The following is a 20,628-nucleotide window of genomic DNA, read 5'->3' as shown; positions in this document are numbered from 1 at the left end:
GAGAGAATTCATGGACGCCAAAGTTGAGCAACCGCGCATCGCGCGCGACAGTGACTATTTCGCTCTGCGCAGCCAAATTGAGGAATTCTATTTCGATGAAGCCGAGCTGATCGACACACGTCAGTTCCCCGCCTGGCTGGACATGTTGCACGAGGACCTGCGGTATTTTATGCCGATGCGTCACAACGTGAAGTTCGGCCAGCATGCCGAGCGCGAGGACACCCGCGAGGAAGAGGGCATCAGCTGGTTTAACGAAGACAAGTGGACCGTCACCAAGCGGGTCGAGCAGATCCTGACGGGTGTGCACTATGCAGAAGAACCGCTGTCGCGGACCTCGCATCTGATCACCAACGTGCAGATTCAGTCCGCGGCGCCGTCGGTCGCTGCACCAACCGAGATCGAGGTCTCGTGCCGCTTCATCGTCTACCTCAACCGGGTCGAATACGAGACCTATTTCTTCGTCGGCAAACGCTACGACCGTCTGGTGATGGTCGATGGCGACTGGAAGGTGCTGCACCGCCGCATCATCCTCGATCAGAACGTGTTGCAGGCTAAGAACCTGTCGACCTTTTTCTGACCCTACCAAGGAGACAACGCGCATGGCGAAACTAGTACTCAATACCACGACCGACCTGTTGAAAGTGCCCGCAGGTGCCGGCATCCACCTGAATGATGGACGGTCCGGCGTCGTCGAAGAGAACATGAATGACGGCCAGTGGTTAAACGTCGAATTCGAGGATGGCGAAGTCGAACTGGTCCACAGCCAGGACATCAAAGAAGTTCACGAACCCGAATAAGGAGCGGACCATGCTACGCATGAGTTTCATGCCAAGCGACTTCCACCCGATCTTGCTGGTTCTGGGCACGCCCGAACAGCTGGGAAATCTGGTCAGGGCCTTTGAGGTCTTTTCAGAAGAGGGCGGTTCGCTGGCGCTAACCGATCACGGGATCTTCTCAACCGACACGCAGGTCACAATCGAGGAATGCGATCTGGGTGGCCTGGAAAAGCCCGGTCTGTGGCAGGTTTCCAAGGGCTCGACCGACCTGATATGGCGGCTGCCCAAACGCTATGCCTGGATCTTCGCGAACGAGGTCGCGAATCTGGCGGACTCGGGCGAGGTCGCGGGATCGGTAACATTGGAATGTGACCAGCTGGGCGAGATCCGGGCCAAGGTTTCCATCGGTGAGTGGGAAGAAGACTACCTCACCAACGATTTCAGATAGGGATAGCCCATGACAGAGAATGTCGTCATCGTCGGCGGTGGTCAGGCCGCCGCCTCGGCAGCGTTTCGCCTGCGTTCGGAAGGATTTACCGGCGCGATCGACATACTGTCCGAGGAATCAGAGCTGCCATACCAGCGCCCGCCGCTGTCCAAGAAGTACCTCAAAGGTGCAATGAAGCGTGACCGCCTGCTGCTGCGGCCTGATGCGCTTTATCGTGAGAATGAAATCTCCGTGCACCTGAATACCCAAGCTTTGCATATCAACCGGCTGGCCAAGCGCGTTGCAACTGATGGCAATGCCAATCTGCCCTATGATCGCCTGATCCTGGCGACCGGAGCTACGCCGCGCCGCCTGCCCGAAGAGATGGGCGGACACCTTCCGAACGTGATGACCTTCCGGTCGCTTGGCGATGCGGATGCTCTCGCCGGTCACATGCGGGCCGGGCAGCGCCTGTTGATCGTCGGTGGCGGGTACATCGGACTTGAGATGGCTGCGGTAGGCATCGACCTAGGGCTTGAGGTCACCCTGGTCGAAGTGCAGCCACGCATCCTCAACCGCGTCGCATGTGTGGAAACCGCCGACTGGTTCCGGGCCCTGCACTTGTCGCGCGGCGTCGATCTGCGCGAAGGCGTTGGCGTCGACAAGCTGATCGCTCAGGACGGACAGGCGGCATTGGCGGCACTGTCCGACGGCTCTGCCGTCGGAGTGGATTTTGTGGTCGCTGGTATCGGCGTCAATGCCAACGATAAGCTGGCACGCTCGGCCGGACTGTCGGTGCAGAACGGCATCGCTACGGACGACCGCTGCCGCACCTTCGATCCCGATATTTTCGCGATCGGTGATTGCGCCGTTTTCCCCTATCGCGGTGAAATGACACGGCTTGAGTCCGTCCAGAACGCATGTGATCAGGGCGAATTCGTCGCCGATTATATCCTTGGCAAGGCGCCCGAATCCTACATTCCTCAGCCATGGTTCTGGTCAGATCAATACGATGTTTCGCTGAAAATCGCTGGCCTGAACCGGGGCTATGACCAGATCCACGTGAGGCCGGGCGATCGTGAGGGATCCGTCTCGCACTGGTATTTCGGGCCTGCGGGCCTGCTGGCGGTCGACGCGATCAATGATCCCAAAGCCTACATGATCGGGAAGAAATGGCTGGCCCGGGGCCAGAGCCCGGACCCGACCGACCTCGTCGATCCGGCTATGGCACTAAAGTCGGTCCGCCTCGCCTGAGCGCGAGCCGGACCCAAGAATTCAGTAAGTGGAGAACAAATTTGACCCAAGAAGCACAGACCGGAGGAGAGGCGCTTGTCGCTGCTCTGCAAGCCAACGGTACAGACAGCCTGTTCGCCATTCCCGGCATTCAGCTCGACTGGGCAGTGGACGCCCTGGCCTCGGCGCCAGAGCTTAAAGTTTACGTACCCCGCCACGAGCAGACCGTGAGCTATATGGCGGATGGCTACGCGCGTGTCACGGGGCGCCCCGGTGTCGGGATGGTCGTTCCGGGACCGGGCATGTTGAACGCCACGGCTGGTCTTAGCACGGCCTATGCCTGCAATTCGCCAGTGGTAATGATGGTCGGCCAGATCCATTCCGATGCCATTGGCAAAGGCTATGGTAACCTTCACGAAATTCCCGATCAGAGCGGTGTGCTGCGGGGACTGACCAAGGCACAGGAACTGGTGCTGGACCGCGACCGTGTAAGCGGCGCCGTCAACGAGTCTTTTGCGGCAGCCATGTCGGGTCGGCGGCGGCCCACAGCGGTCGAGATCCCGTATGATATCCTGATGGCGCGCTCGGATGAGGTTCGTACCAATTGCTCCGCCGTGCCCGACGAGACAGCGCCGGACAGCACATTGATCGACAAAGCATCAGCGCTGATCGACAAGGCTGACTTTCCGGTGATCTACATCGGTGGCGGCGCGATGGACGCAGGCAAAGAGATTGCCGAGTTGGCTGAACGCCTCGGAGCGCCGATCGTGGCCAGCGACAACGGCCGCGGTGCTGTGCCCGATAGCCATCCGCTGTCGTTCAACTCGCTCGCCGGGCGGCCAATCTTTGACCGTGCCGATCTGGTGCTGGTGATCGGATCGCGCTTCATGGATATCATGACGCCGGATCCCAGCTGGCCACAGGACGGCAAGACCTTTGTCTACATCAACATCGATCCGGCTGATCTAGGTGGTGCCCGGAAGGGCGCGCTTGAAATCGTGGCAGATGCCGGCGCGGCGGCCCGTGCGTTGGCCGCAGGGGTCACGAAACGCGAGGTCCTGAGTGCCGCGCAGGCCGCGGGAATCAAGGCCTGGGCTCATGCCAAGGTGGTCGAAACCGGCGTTCTGTGGGACTATGTCGATGCCCTGCGCACAGCGCTACCCGATGACGGCATCTTTGTGAACGAACTGACGCAGGTTGGCTACCTGTCGCGTATCGCCTTTGAATGCCGGGCCCCGCGTACGCTGATCGGCCCCGGCTACCAGGGCACGCTTGGATATGGTTTTCCGACGGCGCTTGGCGCCGCAGTCGGCGGGGCCGGACGGCGAGTCGTGTCGATCACGGGAGACGGCGGCTTTGGCTGGGGCCTACAGGAGCTGGCAACGGCGCGGCGCTACAACCTTCCTGTGACGCTGGTTGTCTTCAATGATGGCCACTATGGCAACGTCAAATCGATCCAATCCAAGACCTTCGGCCGCAACTACATTACCGAACTGGCCAACCCGCAGTTCGAAGATCTGGCACGCGCCTTCGGTCTGGAGTTTGCACGTGCCGACACTCCGCAGCAGCTGGGCGCATTGGTCGCTGAAAGTGCGACTTCGGACGGTCCGCTGATGATCGAGGCCCCCGTCGGACCTATGGCGAGCCCATGGCCTCTATTGCGGCTCAAGCCCATGGGCGGCGGGGTCGAAGAGTCCTACAACCATCTGTTTTGAGCGGGGGAGAAATGTAATGAGCCTTGATCAGATACAGATCGACGCGCTGCGGGAACGTCCGATCCCGGCGATGCGCAACTTCATCGACGGGACCTGGCGGAGGACCGACGGCGGTGGCGAACTGGTGGTCGTCAGCCCTAGCACGGGACAGCAGATCACCACGCTGACGGATAGTTCGTTGGCGGATGTGGAGGCAGCCATTGCCGCAGCCCGAACCAGTTTCGACCGAGGCGTCTGGGCCGACATGCCGCCCGCACGCCGCAAGCAGATCCTGCACCGTCTGGCCGCCCTAATAGAAGAAAATGCGCTAGAACTGGCCGTGCTGGGTGTGCGTGACAACGGGACCGAGATTGCCATGGCTTACATGGCCGAACCGATGAGTGCCGCGAACACCTTCCGGTTCTATGCCGAAGCTGTGGACAAGGTTAACGGCGACATAACCCCGACAGGGCCAGAAGTGCTGAGCCTTGTTCATCGCGAACCGGCCGGGGTGGTCGGCGCAATCGTGCCATGGAATTTCCCGATGATGATCGGGGCTTGGAAGGTCGCACCGGCCTTGGCGGCGGGCAATTCGGTTGTGCTCAAACCGTCCGAAGCCGCCTCACTAACACTGTTGCGGCTGGCCGAATTGGCAGCTGAGGCGGGTGTTCCCGATGGCGTCTTCAATGTCGTGACGGGGCAGGGCGCAACTGCCGGTCAGGCGATAGCCCTCAGCAACGATGTCGACGTTTTGACCTTTACCGGGTCAGGCGCGGTCGGGCGGCACCTGCTGCGTTACTCCGCCGAGTCGAACTTCAAACCGGTGCATCTGGAATTGGGGGGCAAGTCGCCTAATATCGTGTTTGAGGATTGCGGTGATCTTGCCGCAGTTGCCCGACAATCGGCTCGCGCAATCTTTGCCAATTCTGGCCAGGTCTGCGTCGCCGCCAGCCGCCTGATGGTGCACGCGAGCATCTACGATGACTTCATGGCGGAGGTTACGAGGGCCGCGCAGGCGACCGTGGTTGGCGACCCGCTGGATCTGGGCAGTCAGGCCGGTGCGATCGGTACGGACCAACAACTGCGCAAGAATGCTGATTTCATCGCGCGGGCGCGGGCATCGGGGGACGGGATCGTCACGGGCGGTGCGCAGATCGAACGCGAGGGCTTTTTCTTCCAACCAACCGTGATCGAGGCCCGCGAAGACAGCCCCGTCGTCCGGGAAGAGGTTTTTGGCCCGATACTCTCGGTTCAACGCTTCGAGACCGAAGACGACGCGGTGCGCATGGCTAATAACACGGTCTACGGCCTCGCCTCTGGGGTGTGGAGCCGCGACATAGCGCGGGCTCATCGTATGGTCCGGCGCCTCAAGGCGGGTGTGGTGCATGTGAACTGCTACGGCGGGGCCGACATCACCGCGCCGCTGGTTGGTCAGCGACAGTCCGGCAACGGCTTTGATCGCTCACTTGACGCCATCGGCAAATATCAAAAGCGCAAGACCGCCTGGATCAGAACTGTCTGATCTACGGCCCTCACATCAGGAGCATAGGATGCCTCAGATCACATTTATCGAACCAGATGATACCACCAAGGTTGTGGCAGCGGAAACCGGGCTTACCCTCATGGAAGTTGCGATGCGAAACGGTATCCAAGGCATCGTGGCCGAATGCGGCGGGCAATGTTCCTGCGCAACCTGCCACATCTTCGTCGAGGGCGACTATTTCGAAAAGGTCGGTCCACCCGAGGGAGACGAGGAGGACATGCTGGATTTCTCGGACCTGCGGCAGGAGAATTCCCGCTTGGGATGCCAAGTCGAGATCACGGATGACCTCGACGGGATGACCGTACGGGTTGCCGGAGATGAAGGCTGATTAAACACTGCGCCCGCCATACTTGGCGGGCGTTTATTTGGGAGGAGAACCAATGACATTTTTCAGATCACTATGCGCTGCGACGATGTCCGTCGCACTCCTTGGCACGCCCGCCAAAGCCGATGTAAAAAACATCACCATCGGGACAAACCCATCGGGGTCGACCTTTTATCTCATCGGCAGCAGTTTTGCGAAGACCCTGCAGGAGGAAACGGGCATCCGGTCCACGGCACAGCCTTTTTCAGGGTCCTCGGTCTATCTGCCGTCAATTGCGCTTGGCGATATCGTCATGGGCATGTCAACCACGGTGGATGCAGGGATGGCCTATCGTGGCGAGGGGGGGTATCCGCAGGCGTTGACCTCCCTGCGCACACTGGCCCGGGTCTGGATCATTCCCTATGCCTTTATTGCGCGGGCCGACAGCGGGATTGTCAGCGCCAATGACCTCAAGGGCAAACGGGTCATGGGGCAAGTCCCAAGCGCTCAGGAATTGACCTTCATCAACGAGTCCATCGTACGATCGGGGGGCATCGCGCTCGAAGATGTGCGCTTCATGACCAGCGGAGGGCTGATGGACGGCATCAACGCCGTGGTTGAGGGCAGGGCGGATGCCGCCCCTGTGGCGACCACGATGCCGGTTCTGATCGAAGCGAACGCCTCCACGCCGGGGGGGCTGCGCATCATCGCGAACGGGACACTGGGGGATGCCGCCTTTTTTGCCAATGAGGTGCCCGGCGTCTCGACGGCCACCGCGGCAGAGGACCCCAACAAGCCCTTCATCATGGGCGATACTCCGATCGTGGCCTACGATGCCCTGCTTATTGCGGACGAATCCCTGTCCGAAGACGACGCATATCGAATCACGAAGACGATCCACGACAATTGGGCAGACCTTCAGGCAGCAGTCGGTCCGCTCCGTAGCCTGTCCCAGAGCGACCTTGCCATGGCAACAACCACCGTCCCGTATCATGCGGGCGCGATCCGCTTGTACAAGGAACTGGGCCTATGGACATCTGAGCACGCGGCCAACCAGTCGAAATTCTGATGCTGCCGCATTGGTCAAAGATAAGGAGTGATCTTGATGTACACCCCCAGCCCTTTGAGTAAATATGATTTCGTTATTGTCGGCGGGGGATCGGCAGGCTGTGTCCTCGCCGAAGCTCTAAGCCGTGACGGAACCTATTCCGTCGCGTTGATAGAAGAAGGCCGCGAAGATCGAAGCCCGTGGCTGCACATTCCCGGAACTTTCTTCAAGGCCTGGGGCACGCCGGACATGGCTGCGTTTCAATCCGAAGCCGACCCCACACTTGACGGTCGACCGCATGTCGTGCCGGTCGGTCGGGTTCTCGGAGGCGGATCGTCGGTGAACGGGATGCTCTATATGCGCGGTCAGGCACAAGACTACGACGATTGGGCCAGCCTGCACGGATGTACGGGTTGGGGCTACAAGGATGTCTTGCAGAAATTTATCGATCAGGAAGCTAACGCGACGTTTTCGGGTCCCTATCACGGGACCACTGGCCTTTTGCCCGTCAAATCGCCGGACCGATTGCATCCGGTTGCCAAGGCAGCAATAGCATCGGCGCTGGACTATGGCTTGCCATGGAACGAGGATTTCAACGGTGCTACGCAGGAAGGGGTGGGCCACTATCAGGCCACGATCCAAAAAGGGCGTCGTATGTCGGCTGCCAGCACGTTTCTTCGCGCAACACGCAGGCGCGACAATATTGAGGTCATTGCGAATGCCCGTGCCACCGCCATCGATATCGTGAACCGGAAGGCCCGTGCCGTGTTGGCCATGATTGACGGAAAACTCACACGGATCGAAGCGGAAAAAGAAATCATACTGGCCGCCGGAGCTTTCGGCAGTGCCAAACTGCTCATGCTGTCAGGCATTGGGCCCAAGGACCATTTGGAACGGCTCGGTCTGCCCGTCCATCACGATGCACCAGAAGTGGGTGCGAATTTCCACGATCACATCGGCACCCCGGTCATCATGAAATTGCGGGAACCAATCGGTCTTTATGGACACGATCGCGGAACGAGGGCTCTGGCCCATGGTGCCCGCTATTTGATGACGCGTAAGGGGCTTCTTGCCTCGAACCTGTTCGAAGCGGGGGCCTGTGTCGACACCGACGGGGACGGTCGGCCGGATGTCCAGATCAACTTCTCACCCTTCGCGACCAATAAGCCCGGTCAGCCGCCGCTGGATTTCCACGCAGTGCAGCTGAACCCTATGACTATGCGCCCCCGAAGCCGAGGACGGCTGTCATTGGCATCAAGCGATCCGACCGCCGCACCGCGTATCACGACACGGATGCTCGACGACCCCGAGGACATGGACACCCTGCGCCGTGGCGTTCGGTTGGTGCGCGAAATTTTCGCCTGCGGTCCGCTTGCCGAGATCGTCGGCTCTGAAGTATGGCCCGGTGCAGGCATCCCCTCGGCTGCAGGGTCGAATTCGCTGGATATTGAAATCACGAAACATGCCCGGACCATCTATCACCCGGCGGGAACCTGCCGGATGGGTGACATGCCGTCCTCGGTCGTCGATCCACAGTTGAGGGTCCGGGGTGTCGAGGGGCTGCGCGTCGCGGATTGTTCGGTGATGCCGGCGCTGGTGTCGGGCAACACCAACGCCCCGGTCATGATGATCGCTGGCCGTGCCGCTGAGTTCATTTTGCAAGATGTCTGACAGGATCAGCACCTGTTGTCACGAGTCGACGGGCTCCGCCAGAAACGGCGGGGTCCCTATGCCGGGTCACAACGGACACGGACATGTCAAGGAGAAGAGGGCGGGCCTGCGGTGCTCAGCAGACCGAAGGGATGAACCACATGCCGTGCCCCGATGACTCTGTCGATCTGATCTGTGTCGATAACCCCGCGTTCCGCCGCCTCCGCTTTGCGCTCTTCGCTTCTGGTTTCACGATGTTCGGCCTGCTTTACTACGTGCAGTCTCTGCTGCCGGTCTTCTCGGATGCCTTCGGTGTCACGCCGCCCCAAAGCAGCCTGGCCCTGTCGACAACCACCGGGGTCATGGCTTTTGCGCTTTTGGCAACCGGCGCGGTGTCAGATGCGGTCGGACGCAAGGCGATCATGAGCGCATCGCTCTTTGCCTCGGCCGGGATGACACTGCTGATGGCCTTTGCGCCCAACTGGAGCACGGTCCTGTTAATCCGCACCCTGATGGGCGTGACGCTGAGCGGCGTGCAGTCGGTCACCATGGCCTATCTCGCCGAAGAGGTCGATCCGAAAGCTTTCGGCGGAGCGCTTGGCCTCTTTATCGGCGGCAGCGCTTTGGGGGGCATGTTTGGACGTATGTTTGCGTCAATCTTGGCGGACCAGTGGGGATGGCGCATTGCAGTGGCCTTGATTGGTTGCGCGGCCCTTTCCGCCGCACTCTATTTCCGGGCCGCCCTACCCGGATCGCGCCGTTTCGTGCCGCGTGCAGGGGGGCTGAAAGCCCTTGCTACGGATGCGCGGCACATCCTCTCCGATAGCCGACAACTTCGACTGTTCTTCATCGGCTTCGTGGTGATGAGCGGCTTTGTCACGACCTACAACTACATCACTTACAGGCTGGTTTCCGCCCCATTCAATCTGACACAGACGCAGGTGGGGCTGATCTTTTCAATCTACATTTGCGGATCGCTTGGCGCAGTTGTTGCCGGGCGCATGGTGGCGCGGTCGGGGGCAGCGGCCAACCTCTGGCGGTTCCAGATCGTCATGATAACGGGTCTCCTGTTGACCCTGCCGGACCAGTTGTTCCTACTCGTTCTCGGCCTGGCCATTCTGACATTCGGCATGTTCGCATCCCACAGCACGTCCAGCGGGTGGGTCAGCAGCACAGCACAGTCCGGACGGGCGCTGGCGGCTTCGATGTACCTGTTCGCCTACTATCAGGGTGGCAGCCTGATCGGCACCGTCGGAGGGGTGGTCTATGCGGGTCATGGATGGAGCGCCGTAGTCGTTCTGACTGCCGGTCTGGGCGGTTTGGGCATCATCGTCGGGCTGACTTTGCGCAGCCAGAAGTCGGGCATAAATCCATGAGTTTTAAGAGCTAGATCTAAAGTCCAAACGGGTTCAAAGAAAATCTTGTGCGAGTCCCCATGTATAGTTAACGTGTTTACTTACTTGCATTCAATGGTCTCAGGGAGGAGACAATGAAACTCTGGAAATTCTGCGCCGTGGCTGCCGCCGCGACCGTCCTCGCCATGCCTGTGAAGGCTGAACTCAAATCTATTTCAATCGGCACGAACCCGTCCGGCTCGACCTATTATCTGATTGGTAGCAGCTTTGCGAAACTGTTTCAGGAAGAACTCAAGGTCCGCTCGACGGCGCAGCCCTTTGCCGGATCCTCGGTCTATTTGCCGTCGATTTCTGTTGGCGATCTAACGCTCGGAATGGCCTCAACCGTGGATGCTGGCCTGGCCTATTCGGGTGAGGCCGGTTTTCCTCGGCCACTGACCAATTTGCGCGCCATCGCCAATGTCTGGAACATCCCCTATGCTTTCATTGCCCGTGGCGACAGCGGCATCGAGAAGATGGAAGACCTTAAGGGCAAACGCGTCATGGGAGAAATCCCCGCATCACAGGCCCTGACACGAATCGATCTCGCGCTTCTTGCCTCTGGCGGACTAAGCACCGACGATGTCGACTTCATGAGCAGCGGCGGCTTGATGGACGGCATCACGGCTGTGGCCGAAGGTCGCGCCGATGCCGCTCCCGTTGCGACGACGATGCCAGTCCTGACTGAAACTCACGCCTCGGTGCGCGGCGGTCTCCGGGTTGTTGCAAACGGATCGCTTGGTACGCCGGAATTCTTCGGCGACCAGGTCTCCGGCCTGTCTTCCGCGATGGCCATGCCGACCGAGAAGCGTCCCTATATCGTCGGCGAGACACCAATCGTGTCCTATGACTCGATGGTTGTCGGCAATGCAGACCTTTCCGACGACGATGCCTATGCGCTGACCAAGACACTCTACGACAACTGGGAACAGCTTCAGGCCGATATCGGTCCGCTTCGGGCCACGGCTAAAGACGCGCTGGCGTTGTCGAATTCGTCAATCCCCTATCATCCGGGCTCGATCCGGTTCTTCAAGGAAATCGGTATCTGGTCCGAAGCTCACGAACAGAACCAGGCGCGTTTCTAACCCCCTACCGACCATGCCCCGCGCCAATAGCGCGGGGATTTCCCTTCCACGCTGAACTGAAGGTCGGCACCAGTCAGGATCGTACCGATGCCGTCCCCCCAGACTCGCAGCTTCCGCCATTTCTATACTGGTCGCACCGCATCAAGAGCCGTTTCGATCGACGACCTTCGGGCGCGGGCGCATCGGCGTGCTCCTGCAGTGATCATGGAATATATCGAAGGCGGGGCCGACCGCGAAATTGCGCTTGCCCGAAACCGCAGGGCCTTTGATGACATCCACCTGATCCAACGGATTTTGCGCCCGGTCGGAGCGGTCGACACGGGGGGCGATCTACTGGGCCAACACGCCGCGCTTCCTATGGCGATTGCCCCGACCGGCTTTAACGGGCTTGCATGGCGCGACGGCGATCTGGCCCTCGCCGCCAGCGCTGCTCAGGCCAACATTCCCTTTGTGCAAAGCACTGTTTCGAACGCCTTGCTGGAAGACGTCGCTCGCATCCCCGGCCTCCGGCATTGGATGCAGATCTACGTCTTTCGCGACATGCTGCAGGTCGAAGCCCTCATTCGCCGGGCCGAAGCGGCCGGATCAGAGGCGCTTGTGGTCACGGTTGATACATCGGTTTTCGGCAACAGGACCTGGGACAAGCGGAGCTATCGCGCGGGGACCGATCTGACCTTGTTGCGCAAGATCGAAGCATTCCGCCACCCGGCCTGGTTGCGAGACTGGCTGTGTGGTCCGACCCCGGGGTTCGTCAACCTGAAAGAGGCTATCCCCGGCGGGCAGGTCGATGTCACCACGGCCGGACAGTGGCTGCGTGGAAATCTGGATTCAGACCTCGACTGGGACAAGCTGCGCCGGATCAGGCAGGTCTGGCCACGCAAGCTGATCCTCAAGGGGTTGATGTCTGTCGACGATGTAATCCAGGCGAAGGCCGCCGGATGCGATGCCGTGGTGCTGAGCAATCACGGCGGGCGGCAGCTAGACACAGCCTTGGCCCCAATTGATATCCTACCAAATATCCGCGCTGCGGTTGGCGATATGACGCTGCTTGTCGATGGCGGACTCCGGTCCGGCAGCGATATCGCTAAGGCCATGGCGCTTTCGGCGGATGGCGTGATGATCGGTCGGGCCACGCTGTATGGTTTGGCCGCATATGGCGCTCCTGGCGTGGCGCGCGCGATCGATATCCTGAGAGAAGAGCTGCGCCGCACCATGGGTCTGACCGGCTGTGTCTCGGTCCCGGCGCTACAGTCGGCGATGTATGGGTGAACGCCCCTTGGGACTCTCAGATTGGTGCGTGAGCGTCGCCAAGCGTATCGAGTTCGTCCATCAGAGGCGTCACGCGGCCTTGTCCGAATGCGGCTTCGATGGCCCGGTGGATCGCGTGGCTGGATGATGTGATCCGGCAGATGGGCAATGTGCCTTCGTTGGTCATGCAGGCCAGCACCCGCCGATTGTCAATATCGTCCTTCCGGATCGACATCAGATCACGTTAAACCGCAGGGTGGTGAAATATGCCCTGCAGATGGACGGTGAAGCGCAAAAGAGAAAATCTCTGATGGGACGCTCGTGGCGCGTTGGCGGGGCCTATATTCAAGGTGAAGGCGTAAAGGTGCTATCTCATCGGGCGATCAAAAAACACAGTCAAACTCCTGATGTCATACTGTCGGAACGGTGCGAATATGGCCGAGGCGGACAACATGAATACCGGTCTGCTCCTGAGGGGTTGGTACTGGCTGTTCGAGCTCTTGCCGGTGAAGTCGCTCAACAACATCATTGAGCAGGACCGCCGTTTTATCAAGCGGATCACCCGACCGATACTGGGCTTCAAGGCCTTCCATTCAGCTGCATAAACCTTCGCCGGGATTGAGACCGCCAACATGATTAGCCGGCCGTGTTGTCGGCGCAAGGTAAGAATGCGTTTCAGAAATTCGCTGCAATCGCGGGATAAGTGGGGGCAGCCTTCCGAAATGTTTGTGACAGAATCAACATGGAAGGCAAAAACATTGCAACACAGCCCTGACACAGGTTCGATCTAAGACCCTGTCGACCAACTGAAGATCATGCTTGCCAAACATGGGACATCCATATGTGCCAAAAAAATGATCTAATGAAGGACGCGGTGCCGAACAAATAATAACGATTACAATTGCTTATATTTTCGATAGAAGGCGCACTCCGAAGACGGCTACAAATGCACAGAAAATAGTCGACAGCGCTTCGCCATAAGGTTAACATGTTAACTCATAGCGAAAATGCCCGATAACTCGGCAACAGGAAGGTCAATAAACATGAAGATTTTTAAGAAGATGCTAGTCGCAACATTTGTTGTTGCGACCTTCTCCGGTGCGGCGTCGGCTGAAACCTCTTGGGCGCCAGACAAGGCGATCAAACTTCAAATCGGTTTCGGTGCCGGCGGGTCCACCGATACGCTCGGCCGGGCGCTGGCGATGGATATCGAAAAGGCAACCGGTTGGACCGTGGTGGCGGAAAACAAGCCGGGCGGCGGTGGCATTGCGATGTTCTCGTCCATGCTGGCGGCTAAGCCAGATGGGCTGACCATCGGTCTGGGCGTTAGCACACCAATCTGGGTGAACCTGGCCAAGCGAGCCGAAGAGTTGCCGTTCGACATTGATAGCTTCACGTATATCGCCTCGATCACAGAGGCTCCCAAGGCGATCGCAGTGCGCGCTGACTCTCAATTCACGAATTTTTCGGACCTTCTGGAAAAGGCCAAGAGCGATGAGGGGCTTCTGGTCGGCTCTGACTCTCCGACAAACGAAATGCTGCTGTCCGCTGTGACCAGTGACAATCCCGAGGCACGTTTCAAGTTGGTCAGTCACAATTCAGGAGCTGAAGTCATCACATCTCTTCTCGGCGGTCACGTTGAGGCAGGCTTCGTGGATGGAGCGCATATCCCATATGTCAAAAGCGGAGATTTGAAGCTGGTCGCGACCGCCACCAAGACGGCGCATAGCTATGCCCCCAAAGTAGGCTCCATGAGCGAGCAAGGCTATGACTATGTCGTGCGACCCATCTGGTACATCGCCGCACCCAAAGACTTGCCGGAGGATATCCGCACCGCCCTCACCGATGCTGTCCAGAAAGCTATGGCCTCCGAGAGTACCGCGGCCGTGATTCAAGGTGCCTTCAATTCCGAACCGCTGGACATGAACGGTCCCGCAACACGGGACATGCTGATCGATGGCCTCACAAGCATCAAAGATATGGTTGAAAAAGCCAAATAAATAAAACTGGCGGAGAGCATTGCGCTTCTCCGCCGACAATTCAACAGGTGAGACATGTACGATAGGATCGCAGGCAGCGCTTTGCTGGTGTTCGCTTTGCTGCTTGGGTTTTGGATTATACCCAACAACACACAAACTGCTGGTTACGGGCTGCAACCCGACCTACTTCCTCTTATTTCATCAATGGGCATTGGGTTGTTCTCGCTCCCGATGATCTTTTCCGGCAAGTTGAAGGCGGTCGAAGGAGGGCAAGACATTCTGCCCCTTGCCGTTTCGTTTGTAATCTTGGTCGCCTCGATTGCCCTTATGTCTTGGGCCCACTTCATCGTCGGGGGCATCGCACTTACTTCCGGGTTTCTTGCGCTTGCCCGTGAGCGGCGCATCATATGGATCGCTGCCGCAATTATTGTGCCCATTGGTATCTGGCTTCTATTCTCCGTTGCACTGCAACGGGAGCTCTTCTAAGCGAAAGGCACGAGCATGACAGACGTAATCAACGGTCTGACTGACGCACTCACGCTGTATAATATTGCCTTCATTGCCATCGGCGTGATCTTGGGTCAATTCGTCGGCGCGCTGCCTGGCATTGGCGCAGTGATCGTGATGGCGATAGCAATTCCCTTTACTTTTACCCTAGAACCATTGGCAGCCATTGCAATGATCGTGGGTGTTGCTAAAGGCGGCCTGGTCGGCGGGGCGATCCCAGCAATCCTACTGAACACCCCCGGCACGGCGGATGCAGCGGCAACTGCAATGGACGGCTACCCGCTAGCTCGGAAAGGGAAGTCGATGAAGGCCATGAAGATGGCACTTTATTCCTCTGTCACTGGCGACACAATTTCCGACATCGTGCTGATCACCGTCTCGGCTCCGCTGGCGGTCATGGCACTGAAGATGGGCCCTGTGGAGATTCTGGCGTTGATGATCCTGGCTTTCTCAGTAATCGCGGGACTGGTGGGTGAGACGGTCTCCAAGGGATTGATTGCTGCTTTCCTTGGGTTGCTGGCAGCCACGGTCGGACTTGATCCGCAGCATGCCACGCCCCGGCTCTATTTCGGCTACTATGAATTGTTCGATGGGATCCCGGTCGTGCCTGCGGCTGTAGGGCTGTTGTCGGCCAGCGAAATTCTGCGCCGCGCTTCCGCCTTGCGCAGTCAACCGATTACAGCTGGGCTCGTTCCTTCCTCGGACCGACGCGAAGACCGCCGGGTATCCTTTTCGGAATACTGGTCCTGCAAGTTTGTGTTACTGCGCGGTACTGCGATTGGAACGGCAATCGGCGCGGTGCCCGGCATTGGATCGACCGTGGCCGCCTTTATGAGCTATACATCGACCAAACGACGCAGCAAAACGCCGGAGGCCTTCGGTCAAGGTGCCATTGAAGGGGTCGCTGCAACGGAATCCGCGAATTCGGCTGTGATGGGGGCCAATCTTATCCCGATGCTGACGCTCGGCATCCCTGGATCGGTATCGGCAGCGCTGGTGATTTCGGCTTTCATTCTTCATGGCATCCAGCCGGGGCCGTTGCTTTTTCAAGAACAGGGACGGCTGGTCTATGGTCTCTTCGGGTCGATGCTGCTTGCGAATGTGGTCAATCTCTTTGCTGGCCTCTGGGGAATCAAACTCTGGACCCGGGTCATTTCCGCGCCGACCTCGGTGATCTATCCGGCGGCGATGGTGTTGTGCATCGCAGGCACCTACATCTCCACCGGTAGTGTTTTCGGCGTCGCGATCATGGTGATTGGTGCCGCGCTCGGCTGGCTGATGACAACCATTCACATCTCAGTCGTTGTCTTTGTCATCGCCTTCTTCCTGGGGCCGCAGTTCGAGCGCAGCTTGGCTCAAACACTGGTAATTCTTGACGGCCATCCGGCGGCGATCATGGGTCATCCGATCGCGATCATCCTGCTATGCATGGCAATTTTCGTGGTTGCCTCGCAAGCCCTCTCGAACCGCAAGAGGAAGTGATGATGTTTTTCGAAACGGCAACCTTTCAATCCAATCTACCAATGGAGCCAGCTGATGTTTAAAAACGCCCAAATCAGCCGCGTCGAGCCCGTGCTCGAACTGATCGAGCAATTCCACAATGACCCAAGGACAGACAAGATCGATCTTAGCATCGGTGTATATCGTGATGAAGAGGGGCATACCCCGGTAATGGCGGCGGTGCACAAAGCAGAAACCGCTTTGGCAGTGCAGAACTCCTCAAAAGAATACGGTGCCTTTGCGGGTAGCGCTAATCTACTGCGCGGATTTACAGATCGCTTCTTTCCCGAACGCAGCTACGGAAAGAATGTCATGGGGTTGCAGACTGTCGGCGGATCCGCGGCGCTGCGCATCTTAATCGAGACCGCGAAGACCTTGGCACCCCAGGCGCGACTTTGGGTCCCCAAAGAGGGCTGGGCCAATCATGTGGGTATCGCCAAGGCCTGCGGTTTCGACATCTGCCACTATGACTATTTGGGCGAAGACGGGCTATTCAGTTTGACACGAATGCTGGAGAGCTTGAGCAATGCCCGGGCTGGGGATATTATTGTCTATCAACTTTCGTGCCACAACCCTACCGGGGTAGACGCGACCAAAGCGGAACTGTCTCAGATTGCGGAATTCATCCGGGACAAAGAGCTTGGAGTAATCATCGACGCCGCCTACCTTGGCTTCGATGAAAGCTATGTGGCCGACCTGAAACGGCTTGAAATCTTCCTCAAGACACTGCCCGAGGTGATGCTCGCGCTAAGCTTTTCGAAATCTTTCGGTATCTACAATGAACGTCTCGGAGCAGCCTATCTTTTTGGCGACGACGAAACTAGTTTGGCAAACACACTAGGCCTCTGCTTTGCTGCAGCCCGAACAAGCTATTCCTTCCCGGCGGCACACGGCGCACGGGTCGTAGACATGATCTTCTCGGACATTGGGCTTTTCGATGTCTGGCAAGAAGAGCTGCGCGGTTACCGTACCCGGATCAAACGCCTTCGGACACGCTTTGCCGCCGGTTTGCGCAGCCGGGGTTTTGGCGAGATAAGCCAAGTCCTGGAAAGCGGCAGCGGCATGTTCGCTCTGCTGCCCATCAACGCCTTACAGGCAGAAAAATTAAAGAAAGAATTCGGCATTTATGTGCTTCCGAACGGGCGGTTGAACATAGCCTGCCTTCCAGAGGATAGGATCGAGTATATTGCAGCCAGTGTTTCCTGTGTCTTGGCTTCTTAAAGCGTTTCTAGTTAAACCTGAATCAGGGTTTGAGCAGAAACGCGGAGCAACGTCCAAGCGGAGCGGGCGTTTCGACTTTATGTGATAGATCAAGTTAAAGTCGAAACGCTTTAGCAAACGTGATCAATGCCACAAGGCTCAGACGCATGCACCGCCCCGTCAGCGACCTTGGTCAAGGTCGTTGACGGGGACAACTAATGGTTCTCCGCAGAGTTTCTTTGATATTCTTGGTGGCCTGGTTTCTATCGCTGCCTACGGCTAAGGTTCTTAGGGATCATCCTTCGGTTCGTGGCCAGCGCGATGACTGCCAACATGATGCCGGTTCGATGTAATTCCGATGTGCCCATCTCGTTGGCCGGCTTGGTCAAAACCAGCGATAGTCCTGACCACGGTATCATCGGAACCACGTTCCCGCATGACCTCAAAGGCCAGCGATCAGGCAGGCAACGGGTAGGGTGTAATCCTGTCAGACAGGTTTCGGTGCCGCTTCTGACCGGAGGCTTGTGCCATCGATGTGGCTAATCTTGTGGCGGGCAAGCATCGCCCGCCACAGATCGTTCACAGTGACGTCAGGAAAACTTGGTTTTCAGACCCAAAAGGCCCGCCCGAAGCACACCGACATCGGAACCGACGGCGAGGAATTCGACGCCCATCTCGCGGTAGGATTGCGCAAGTGTTTGATCGGACGTCAAAATGCCCGCTGCTTTGCCCGCCGCCTTGATGCGCTTGAGCGTGTCGACCACCACGGCCTGCACCTCGGGCGCGCCGGGTTTGCCGAGATAGCCCATATCGGCGGCCAGATCGGCGGGGCCGACAAAGACGCCGTCGATGCCTTCAATGCCGAGAATCGCGTCGAGCGCCTCGATACCTGCCATGCTCTCGACCTGAACGAGGACACAGACCTCGTCATTCGCGGTTTGCAGGTAATCGGGGATGGCATTGTACTCGGACGCGCGCGCCAAAGCCGCGCCGACGCCGCGGACGCCAACAGGCGGGTATTTCATCGAACGGACGACTTCGGCGGCCTGATCGCCGCTTTCAATCATCGGCACGAGCAGGGTCTGCGCGCCGATGTCGAGCATCTGTTTGATCTCGGCGCGGTTGTCGTCACGGGTGCGCACGACGATCTGGCTTTTGTCGCCGGCGCTACGCAGTTGTGCGAGCACATCGCGTAGACCGTTGGGGCCGTGTTCACCGTCGATCAGGAGCCAGTCAAAGCCGGTTCCCGCCGCCAGTTCGGTCACGGAGGGATCGCCAAAGCCCAGCCAGAGGCCGATTTGAACGTCACCCGCCTTGAGACGGGCTTTGAAGGTGTTTTTTGAAGCAGGCATGTGATCCTCCCTTATTCGAAATTGACGGACACGGTGCCGAAGGGGCCGTAATCGGCCTCGATCCGTGTTCCAGAGGGGCATTCGATCGGCGCGATGAAAGACCCCGCGAGCACAACCTGACCCGCCTCGATGCGCTGGCCGTATTGGCCCATGCGCTCAGACAGCCAGACGATGCCCATCACCGGATCATTGAGCACAGCCGCGCCGAGACCGGTGGAAACCACCTCGTCGTTCTTGGTCAGAATGGCCCCGACCCAGCGCAGATCAAACGCTTCGGGCGCGTGTTTCTGCGGCCCCAAAACGATGCCCCCGTTGGCGGCATTGTCCGACACGGTGTCAAAGATGACGCGCGTCTTGCCGGTTTCCGGGTCGGTGCGCAGGATGCGGGTGTCGAGGATTTCGATGGCAGGCGCCACGAAATCGGTCGCCGCCAAAACGTCCTCGCGCGTGACCTTGCCCTCAAGCGGGGCTTTCATGACAAACGCAATCTCGGCCTCGATGCGCGGTTGGATAAAGCGGTCGGCAGGCACGGTGCAGCCATCCGCGAAATCCATATCGTCATAGATCACGCCGCTGTCCGGCGTCGTGATCCCCAGAGCATCCTGCATGACTTTCGAGGTCAGGCCGATTTTCCAGCCGATGATCTCGCGGCCCTGCGCCAGTTTCTGCGCCATTTGCGCAGATTGGATCGCATAGGCGTCGTCCAGCGTGATCTCCGGGTGTTTCAGCGACAAAAGCCCGATCTGTTCGCGCGTCTCCTCAGCCGCAAGAAGCGCGGCTGCTGCGGTTTCAATGTCTGATTGGGCGAGCATCACTCGTCCTCCACACCGTTGCGCAGGATGCCGATGCCTTCGGCTTCGACCTCGACCACGTCGCCGGGCTTGAGCCAGATCGGCGGATCGAAGCGTGCACCTGCGCCCGTCGGCGTGCCGCAGACGATAACGTCGCCCGGCACCAGCGTGCAGTAGGTGGAGACGTAGTTCACGATGTAGCGGAAGTCGTACATCATGCGCGAGGTGCGGTCGTTCTGACGCACTTCGCCGTTCACGCGGGTGGTCAGTTCGATGTCGTCCAACTGATCGGCGGAGCGGAAGGGCACAAGCCACGGACCGATGGACCCGGTGCTGTCCCAGTTCTTGCCTTGGGTCACGTTGAACTTCGCATGACGGACCCAATCGCGGATCGTGCCTTCGTTACAAAGCGTCAGCGCGGCGATGTGGTCATAGGCGTCCTCGCGGGCGATGCGGCGACCGCCTTTGCCGATCACGATGGTGACTTCGCCTTCGTAATCGAGCTGTTCGCTCTCCGGCGGGCGCACCATGTTGCCGTTATGGCCGGTGAAGGAGCGCGGGAAACGGATGAACATCGACGGGTAGGATTTCGCGTCCGTGGTGCCGTCTTTGTATTCTGCGTTGCGATCCGGGAAGTTCACGCCGATACAGATCAGCTTTTCCGGCCTCGCGATCGGGATGAGGTAGGTGACATCCTCTTCGCGGTAACTCGGCGCGCGGCCTTCGGAGGATTTGAGCACCTCTTCGAGCGCACCTGCCTCGACCACCTCTTGCAGCGTGGCGAAACGGCTGCCGTATTCGGGCGTCATGTCGATGATGCCGGCGTCAGTGACCACGCCGTAGCGGTCGGCGCCATTGGCGTGGAAGGCGGCAATGCGGGCTGGAATGGGTTTCATA

Annotated in this window: 21 protein-coding genes; 17 read left to right on the top strand and 4 right to left on the bottom strand. The window is 58.9% G+C overall.

What is annotated here, in order from left to right:
* The first annotated feature begins 10 nt into the window (after window positions 1–10).
* From ACYBHZ_RS11395 to ACYBHZ_RS11340, 12 genes are all read left to right on the top strand, one after another.
* The gene (locus ACYBHZ_RS11395; RefSeq protein WP_460274402.1) at window positions 11–577 is read left to right on the top strand and encodes a 3-phenylpropionate/cinnamic acid dioxygenase subunit beta; all 567 of its coding nucleotides are present in this window, start codon (window positions 11–13) and stop codon (window positions 575–577) included.
* Between the two features lie 22 nt (window positions 578–599).
* On the top strand, window positions 600–797 hold the full coding sequence (locus ACYBHZ_RS11390; protein ID WP_460274401.1) for a hypothetical protein: 198 nt from the start codon (window positions 600–602) through the stop codon (window positions 795–797).
* Between the two features lie 10 nt (window positions 798–807).
* On the top strand, window positions 808–1,224 hold the full coding sequence (locus tag ACYBHZ_RS11385; RefSeq protein ID WP_460274400.1) for a hypothetical protein: 417 nt from the start codon (window positions 808–810) through the stop codon (window positions 1,222–1,224).
* 9 nt (window positions 1,225–1,233) lie between these two features.
* The gene (locus tag ACYBHZ_RS11380; protein WP_460274399.1) at window positions 1,234–2,457 is read left to right on the top strand and encodes an NAD(P)/FAD-dependent oxidoreductase; all 1,224 of its coding nucleotides are present in this window, start codon (window positions 1,234–1,236) and stop codon (window positions 2,455–2,457) included.
* 41 nt (window positions 2,458–2,498) lie between these two features.
* Entirely contained in the window at window positions 2,499–4,151 is a 1,653-nt protein-coding gene (locus ACYBHZ_RS11375; RefSeq protein ID WP_460274398.1) for a thiamine pyrophosphate-dependent enzyme, read from the top strand.
* A 16-nt stretch (window positions 4,152–4,167) separates the two neighbouring features.
* Window positions 4,168–5,652 carry an aldehyde dehydrogenase family protein gene (locus tag ACYBHZ_RS11370; RefSeq protein WP_460274397.1) on the top strand — a complete coding sequence of 495 codons (1,485 nt, stop codon included), beginning with the start codon at window positions 4,168–4,170 and terminating at the stop codon, window positions 5,650–5,652.
* A 28-nt stretch (window positions 5,653–5,680) separates the two neighbouring features.
* Window positions 5,681–6,001, top strand: a complete 321-nt coding sequence (locus tag ACYBHZ_RS11365) for a 2Fe-2S iron-sulfur cluster-binding protein (protein ID WP_460274396.1) — start codon at window positions 5,681–5,683, stop codon at window positions 5,999–6,001.
* 52 nt (window positions 6,002–6,053) lie between these two features.
* On the top strand, window positions 6,054–7,046 hold the full coding sequence (locus ACYBHZ_RS11360; protein WP_460274395.1) for a TAXI family TRAP transporter solute-binding subunit: 993 nt from the start codon (window positions 6,054–6,056) through the stop codon (window positions 7,044–7,046).
* A gap of 36 nt (window positions 7,047–7,082) precedes the next feature.
* Window positions 7,083–8,696 carry a GMC family oxidoreductase gene (locus tag ACYBHZ_RS11355; RefSeq protein WP_460274394.1) on the top strand — a complete coding sequence of 538 codons (1,614 nt, stop codon included), beginning with the start codon at window positions 7,083–7,085 and terminating at the stop codon, window positions 8,694–8,696.
* Window positions 8,697–8,836: 140 nt separating this feature from the next.
* The gene (locus tag ACYBHZ_RS11350; RefSeq protein ID WP_460274393.1) at window positions 8,837–10,051 is read left to right on the top strand and encodes an MFS transporter; all 1,215 of its coding nucleotides are present in this window, start codon (window positions 8,837–8,839) and stop codon (window positions 10,049–10,051) included.
* Window positions 10,052–10,164: 113 nt separating this feature from the next.
* Window positions 10,165–11,154, top strand: coding sequence for a TAXI family TRAP transporter solute-binding subunit (locus ACYBHZ_RS11345; RefSeq protein ID WP_460274392.1), 990 nt, complete (start codon window positions 10,165–10,167; stop codon window positions 11,152–11,154).
* A gap of 87 nt (window positions 11,155–11,241) precedes the next feature.
* Window positions 11,242–12,423, top strand: coding sequence for an alpha-hydroxy acid oxidase (locus ACYBHZ_RS11340; protein ID WP_460274391.1), 1,182 nt, complete (start codon window positions 11,242–11,244; stop codon window positions 12,421–12,423).
* Between the two features lie 16 nt (window positions 12,424–12,439).
* Here ACYBHZ_RS11340 and ACYBHZ_RS11335 read toward each other — a convergent pair whose 3' ends face one another.
* On the bottom strand, window positions 12,440–12,637 hold the full coding sequence (locus ACYBHZ_RS11335; RefSeq protein WP_460274390.1) for a hypothetical protein: 198 nt from the start codon (window positions 12,635–12,637) through the stop codon (window positions 12,440–12,442).
* 199 nt (window positions 12,638–12,836) lie between these two features.
* Here ACYBHZ_RS11335 and ACYBHZ_RS11330 point away from each other — a divergent pair, with 199 nt between their 5' ends.
* The 5 genes from ACYBHZ_RS11330 to ACYBHZ_RS11310 all read left to right on the top strand — a co-directional run bounded on the left by ACYBHZ_RS11330 (window position 12,837) and on the right by ACYBHZ_RS11310 (window position 17,609).
* Window positions 12,837–13,007 carry a hypothetical protein gene (locus ACYBHZ_RS11330; RefSeq protein ID WP_460274389.1) on the top strand — a complete coding sequence of 57 codons (171 nt, stop codon included), beginning with the start codon at window positions 12,837–12,839 and terminating at the stop codon, window positions 13,005–13,007.
* A 438-nt stretch (window positions 13,008–13,445) separates the two neighbouring features.
* The gene (locus ACYBHZ_RS11325) at window positions 13,446–14,402 is read left to right on the top strand and encodes a tripartite tricarboxylate transporter substrate binding protein (RefSeq protein ID WP_460274388.1); all 957 of its coding nucleotides are present in this window, start codon (window positions 13,446–13,448) and stop codon (window positions 14,400–14,402) included.
* A 54-nt stretch (window positions 14,403–14,456) separates the two neighbouring features.
* Window positions 14,457–14,867 carry a tripartite tricarboxylate transporter TctB family protein gene (locus ACYBHZ_RS11320; RefSeq protein WP_460274387.1) on the top strand — a complete coding sequence of 137 codons (411 nt, stop codon included), beginning with the start codon at window positions 14,457–14,459 and terminating at the stop codon, window positions 14,865–14,867.
* Between the two features lie 15 nt (window positions 14,868–14,882).
* On the top strand, window positions 14,883–16,370 hold the full coding sequence (locus ACYBHZ_RS11315) for a tripartite tricarboxylate transporter permease (protein ID WP_460274386.1): 1,488 nt from the start codon (window positions 14,883–14,885) through the stop codon (window positions 16,368–16,370).
* Between the two features lie 54 nt (window positions 16,371–16,424).
* Complete coding sequence (locus ACYBHZ_RS11310) at window positions 16,425–17,609, top strand: aminotransferase class I/II-fold pyridoxal phosphate-dependent enzyme (protein WP_460274385.1); 1,185 nt, start codon at window positions 16,425–16,427, stop codon at window positions 17,607–17,609.
* Between the two features lie 569 nt (window positions 17,610–18,178).
* On the opposite strand, the gene ACYBHZ_RS11305 is transcribed toward ACYBHZ_RS11310, so the two are convergent.
* Genes ACYBHZ_RS11305 through ACYBHZ_RS11295 form a run of 3 tightly spaced genes read right to left on the bottom strand, consistent with a single transcriptional unit; the run spans window position 18,179 to window position 20,627 of the window.
* Window positions 18,179–18,940, bottom strand: coding sequence for an aldolase/citrate lyase family protein (locus tag ACYBHZ_RS11305; RefSeq protein ID WP_460274384.1), 762 nt, complete (start codon window positions 18,938–18,940; stop codon window positions 18,179–18,181).
* 11 nt (window positions 18,941–18,951) lie between these two features.
* Window positions 18,952–19,752, bottom strand: coding sequence for a 2-oxo-hept-4-ene-1,7-dioate hydratase (hpaH, locus tag ACYBHZ_RS11300; protein ID WP_460274383.1), 801 nt, complete (start codon window positions 19,750–19,752; stop codon window positions 18,952–18,954).
* Complete coding sequence (locus tag ACYBHZ_RS11295; protein ID WP_460274382.1) at window positions 19,752–20,627, bottom strand: fumarylacetoacetate hydrolase family protein; 876 nt, start codon at window positions 20,625–20,627, stop codon at window positions 19,752–19,754. Before ACYBHZ_RS11295 ends, hpaH begins: the two co-directional genes overlap by 1 nt.
* Window position 20,628: the final 1 nt, after the last annotated feature.

The organism is Celeribacter sp. ULVN23_4 (assembly GCF_054788345.1).
This window is presented reverse-complemented; position numbering and strand designations above follow the sequence as displayed.

Coding starts and splice junctions, on each gene's coding strand:
- ACYBHZ_RS11395 (WP_460274402.1), top strand. CDS start 11: ATGGACGCCAAAGTTGAGCAACCGCGCATCGCGCGCGACAGTGACTAT.
- ACYBHZ_RS11390 (WP_460274401.1), top strand. CDS start 600: ATGGCGAAACTAGTACTCAATACCACGACCGACCTGTTGAAAGTGCCC.
- ACYBHZ_RS11385 (WP_460274400.1), top strand. CDS start 808: ATGCTACGCATGAGTTTCATGCCAAGCGACTTCCACCCGATCTTGCTG.
- ACYBHZ_RS11380 (WP_460274399.1), top strand. CDS start 1,234: ATGACAGAGAATGTCGTCATCGTCGGCGGTGGTCAGGCCGCCGCCTCG.
- ACYBHZ_RS11370 (WP_460274397.1), top strand. CDS start 4,168: ATGAGCCTTGATCAGATACAGATCGACGCGCTGCGGGAACGTCCGATC.
- ACYBHZ_RS11365 (WP_460274396.1), top strand. CDS start 5,681: ATGCCTCAGATCACATTTATCGAACCAGATGATACCACCAAGGTTGTG.
- ACYBHZ_RS11360 (WP_460274395.1), top strand. CDS start 6,054: ATGACATTTTTCAGATCACTATGCGCTGCGACGATGTCCGTCGCACTC.
- ACYBHZ_RS11355 (WP_460274394.1), top strand. CDS start 7,083: ATGTACACCCCCAGCCCTTTGAGTAAATATGATTTCGTTATTGTCGGC.
- ACYBHZ_RS11350 (WP_460274393.1), top strand. CDS start 8,837: ATGCCGTGCCCCGATGACTCTGTCGATCTGATCTGTGTCGATAACCCC.
- ACYBHZ_RS11345 (WP_460274392.1), top strand. CDS start 10,165: ATGAAACTCTGGAAATTCTGCGCCGTGGCTGCCGCCGCGACCGTCCTC.
- ACYBHZ_RS11340 (WP_460274391.1), top strand. CDS start 11,242: ATGCCGTCCCCCCAGACTCGCAGCTTCCGCCATTTCTATACTGGTCGC.
- ACYBHZ_RS11335 (WP_460274390.1), bottom strand. CDS start 12,637: ATGTCGATCCGGAAGGACGATATTGACAATCGGCGGGTGCTGGCCTGC.
- ACYBHZ_RS11330 (WP_460274389.1), top strand. CDS start 12,837: ATGGCCGAGGCGGACAACATGAATACCGGTCTGCTCCTGAGGGGTTGG.
- ACYBHZ_RS11325 (WP_460274388.1), top strand. CDS start 13,446: ATGAAGATTTTTAAGAAGATGCTAGTCGCAACATTTGTTGTTGCGACC.
- ACYBHZ_RS11320 (WP_460274387.1), top strand. CDS start 14,457: ATGTACGATAGGATCGCAGGCAGCGCTTTGCTGGTGTTCGCTTTGCTG.
- ACYBHZ_RS11315 (WP_460274386.1), top strand. CDS start 14,883: ATGACAGACGTAATCAACGGTCTGACTGACGCACTCACGCTGTATAAT.
- ACYBHZ_RS11310 (WP_460274385.1), top strand. CDS start 16,425: ATGTTTAAAAACGCCCAAATCAGCCGCGTCGAGCCCGTGCTCGAACTG.
- ACYBHZ_RS11305 (WP_460274384.1), bottom strand. CDS start 18,940: ATGCCTGCTTCAAAAAACACCTTCAAAGCCCGTCTCAAGGCGGGTGAC.
- hpaH (WP_460274383.1), bottom strand. CDS start 19,752: ATGCTCGCCCAATCAGACATTGAAACCGCAGCAGCCGCGCTTCTTGCG.
- ACYBHZ_RS11295 (WP_460274382.1), bottom strand. CDS start 20,627: ATGAAACCCATTCCAGCCCGCATTGCCGCCTTCCACGCCAATGGCGCC.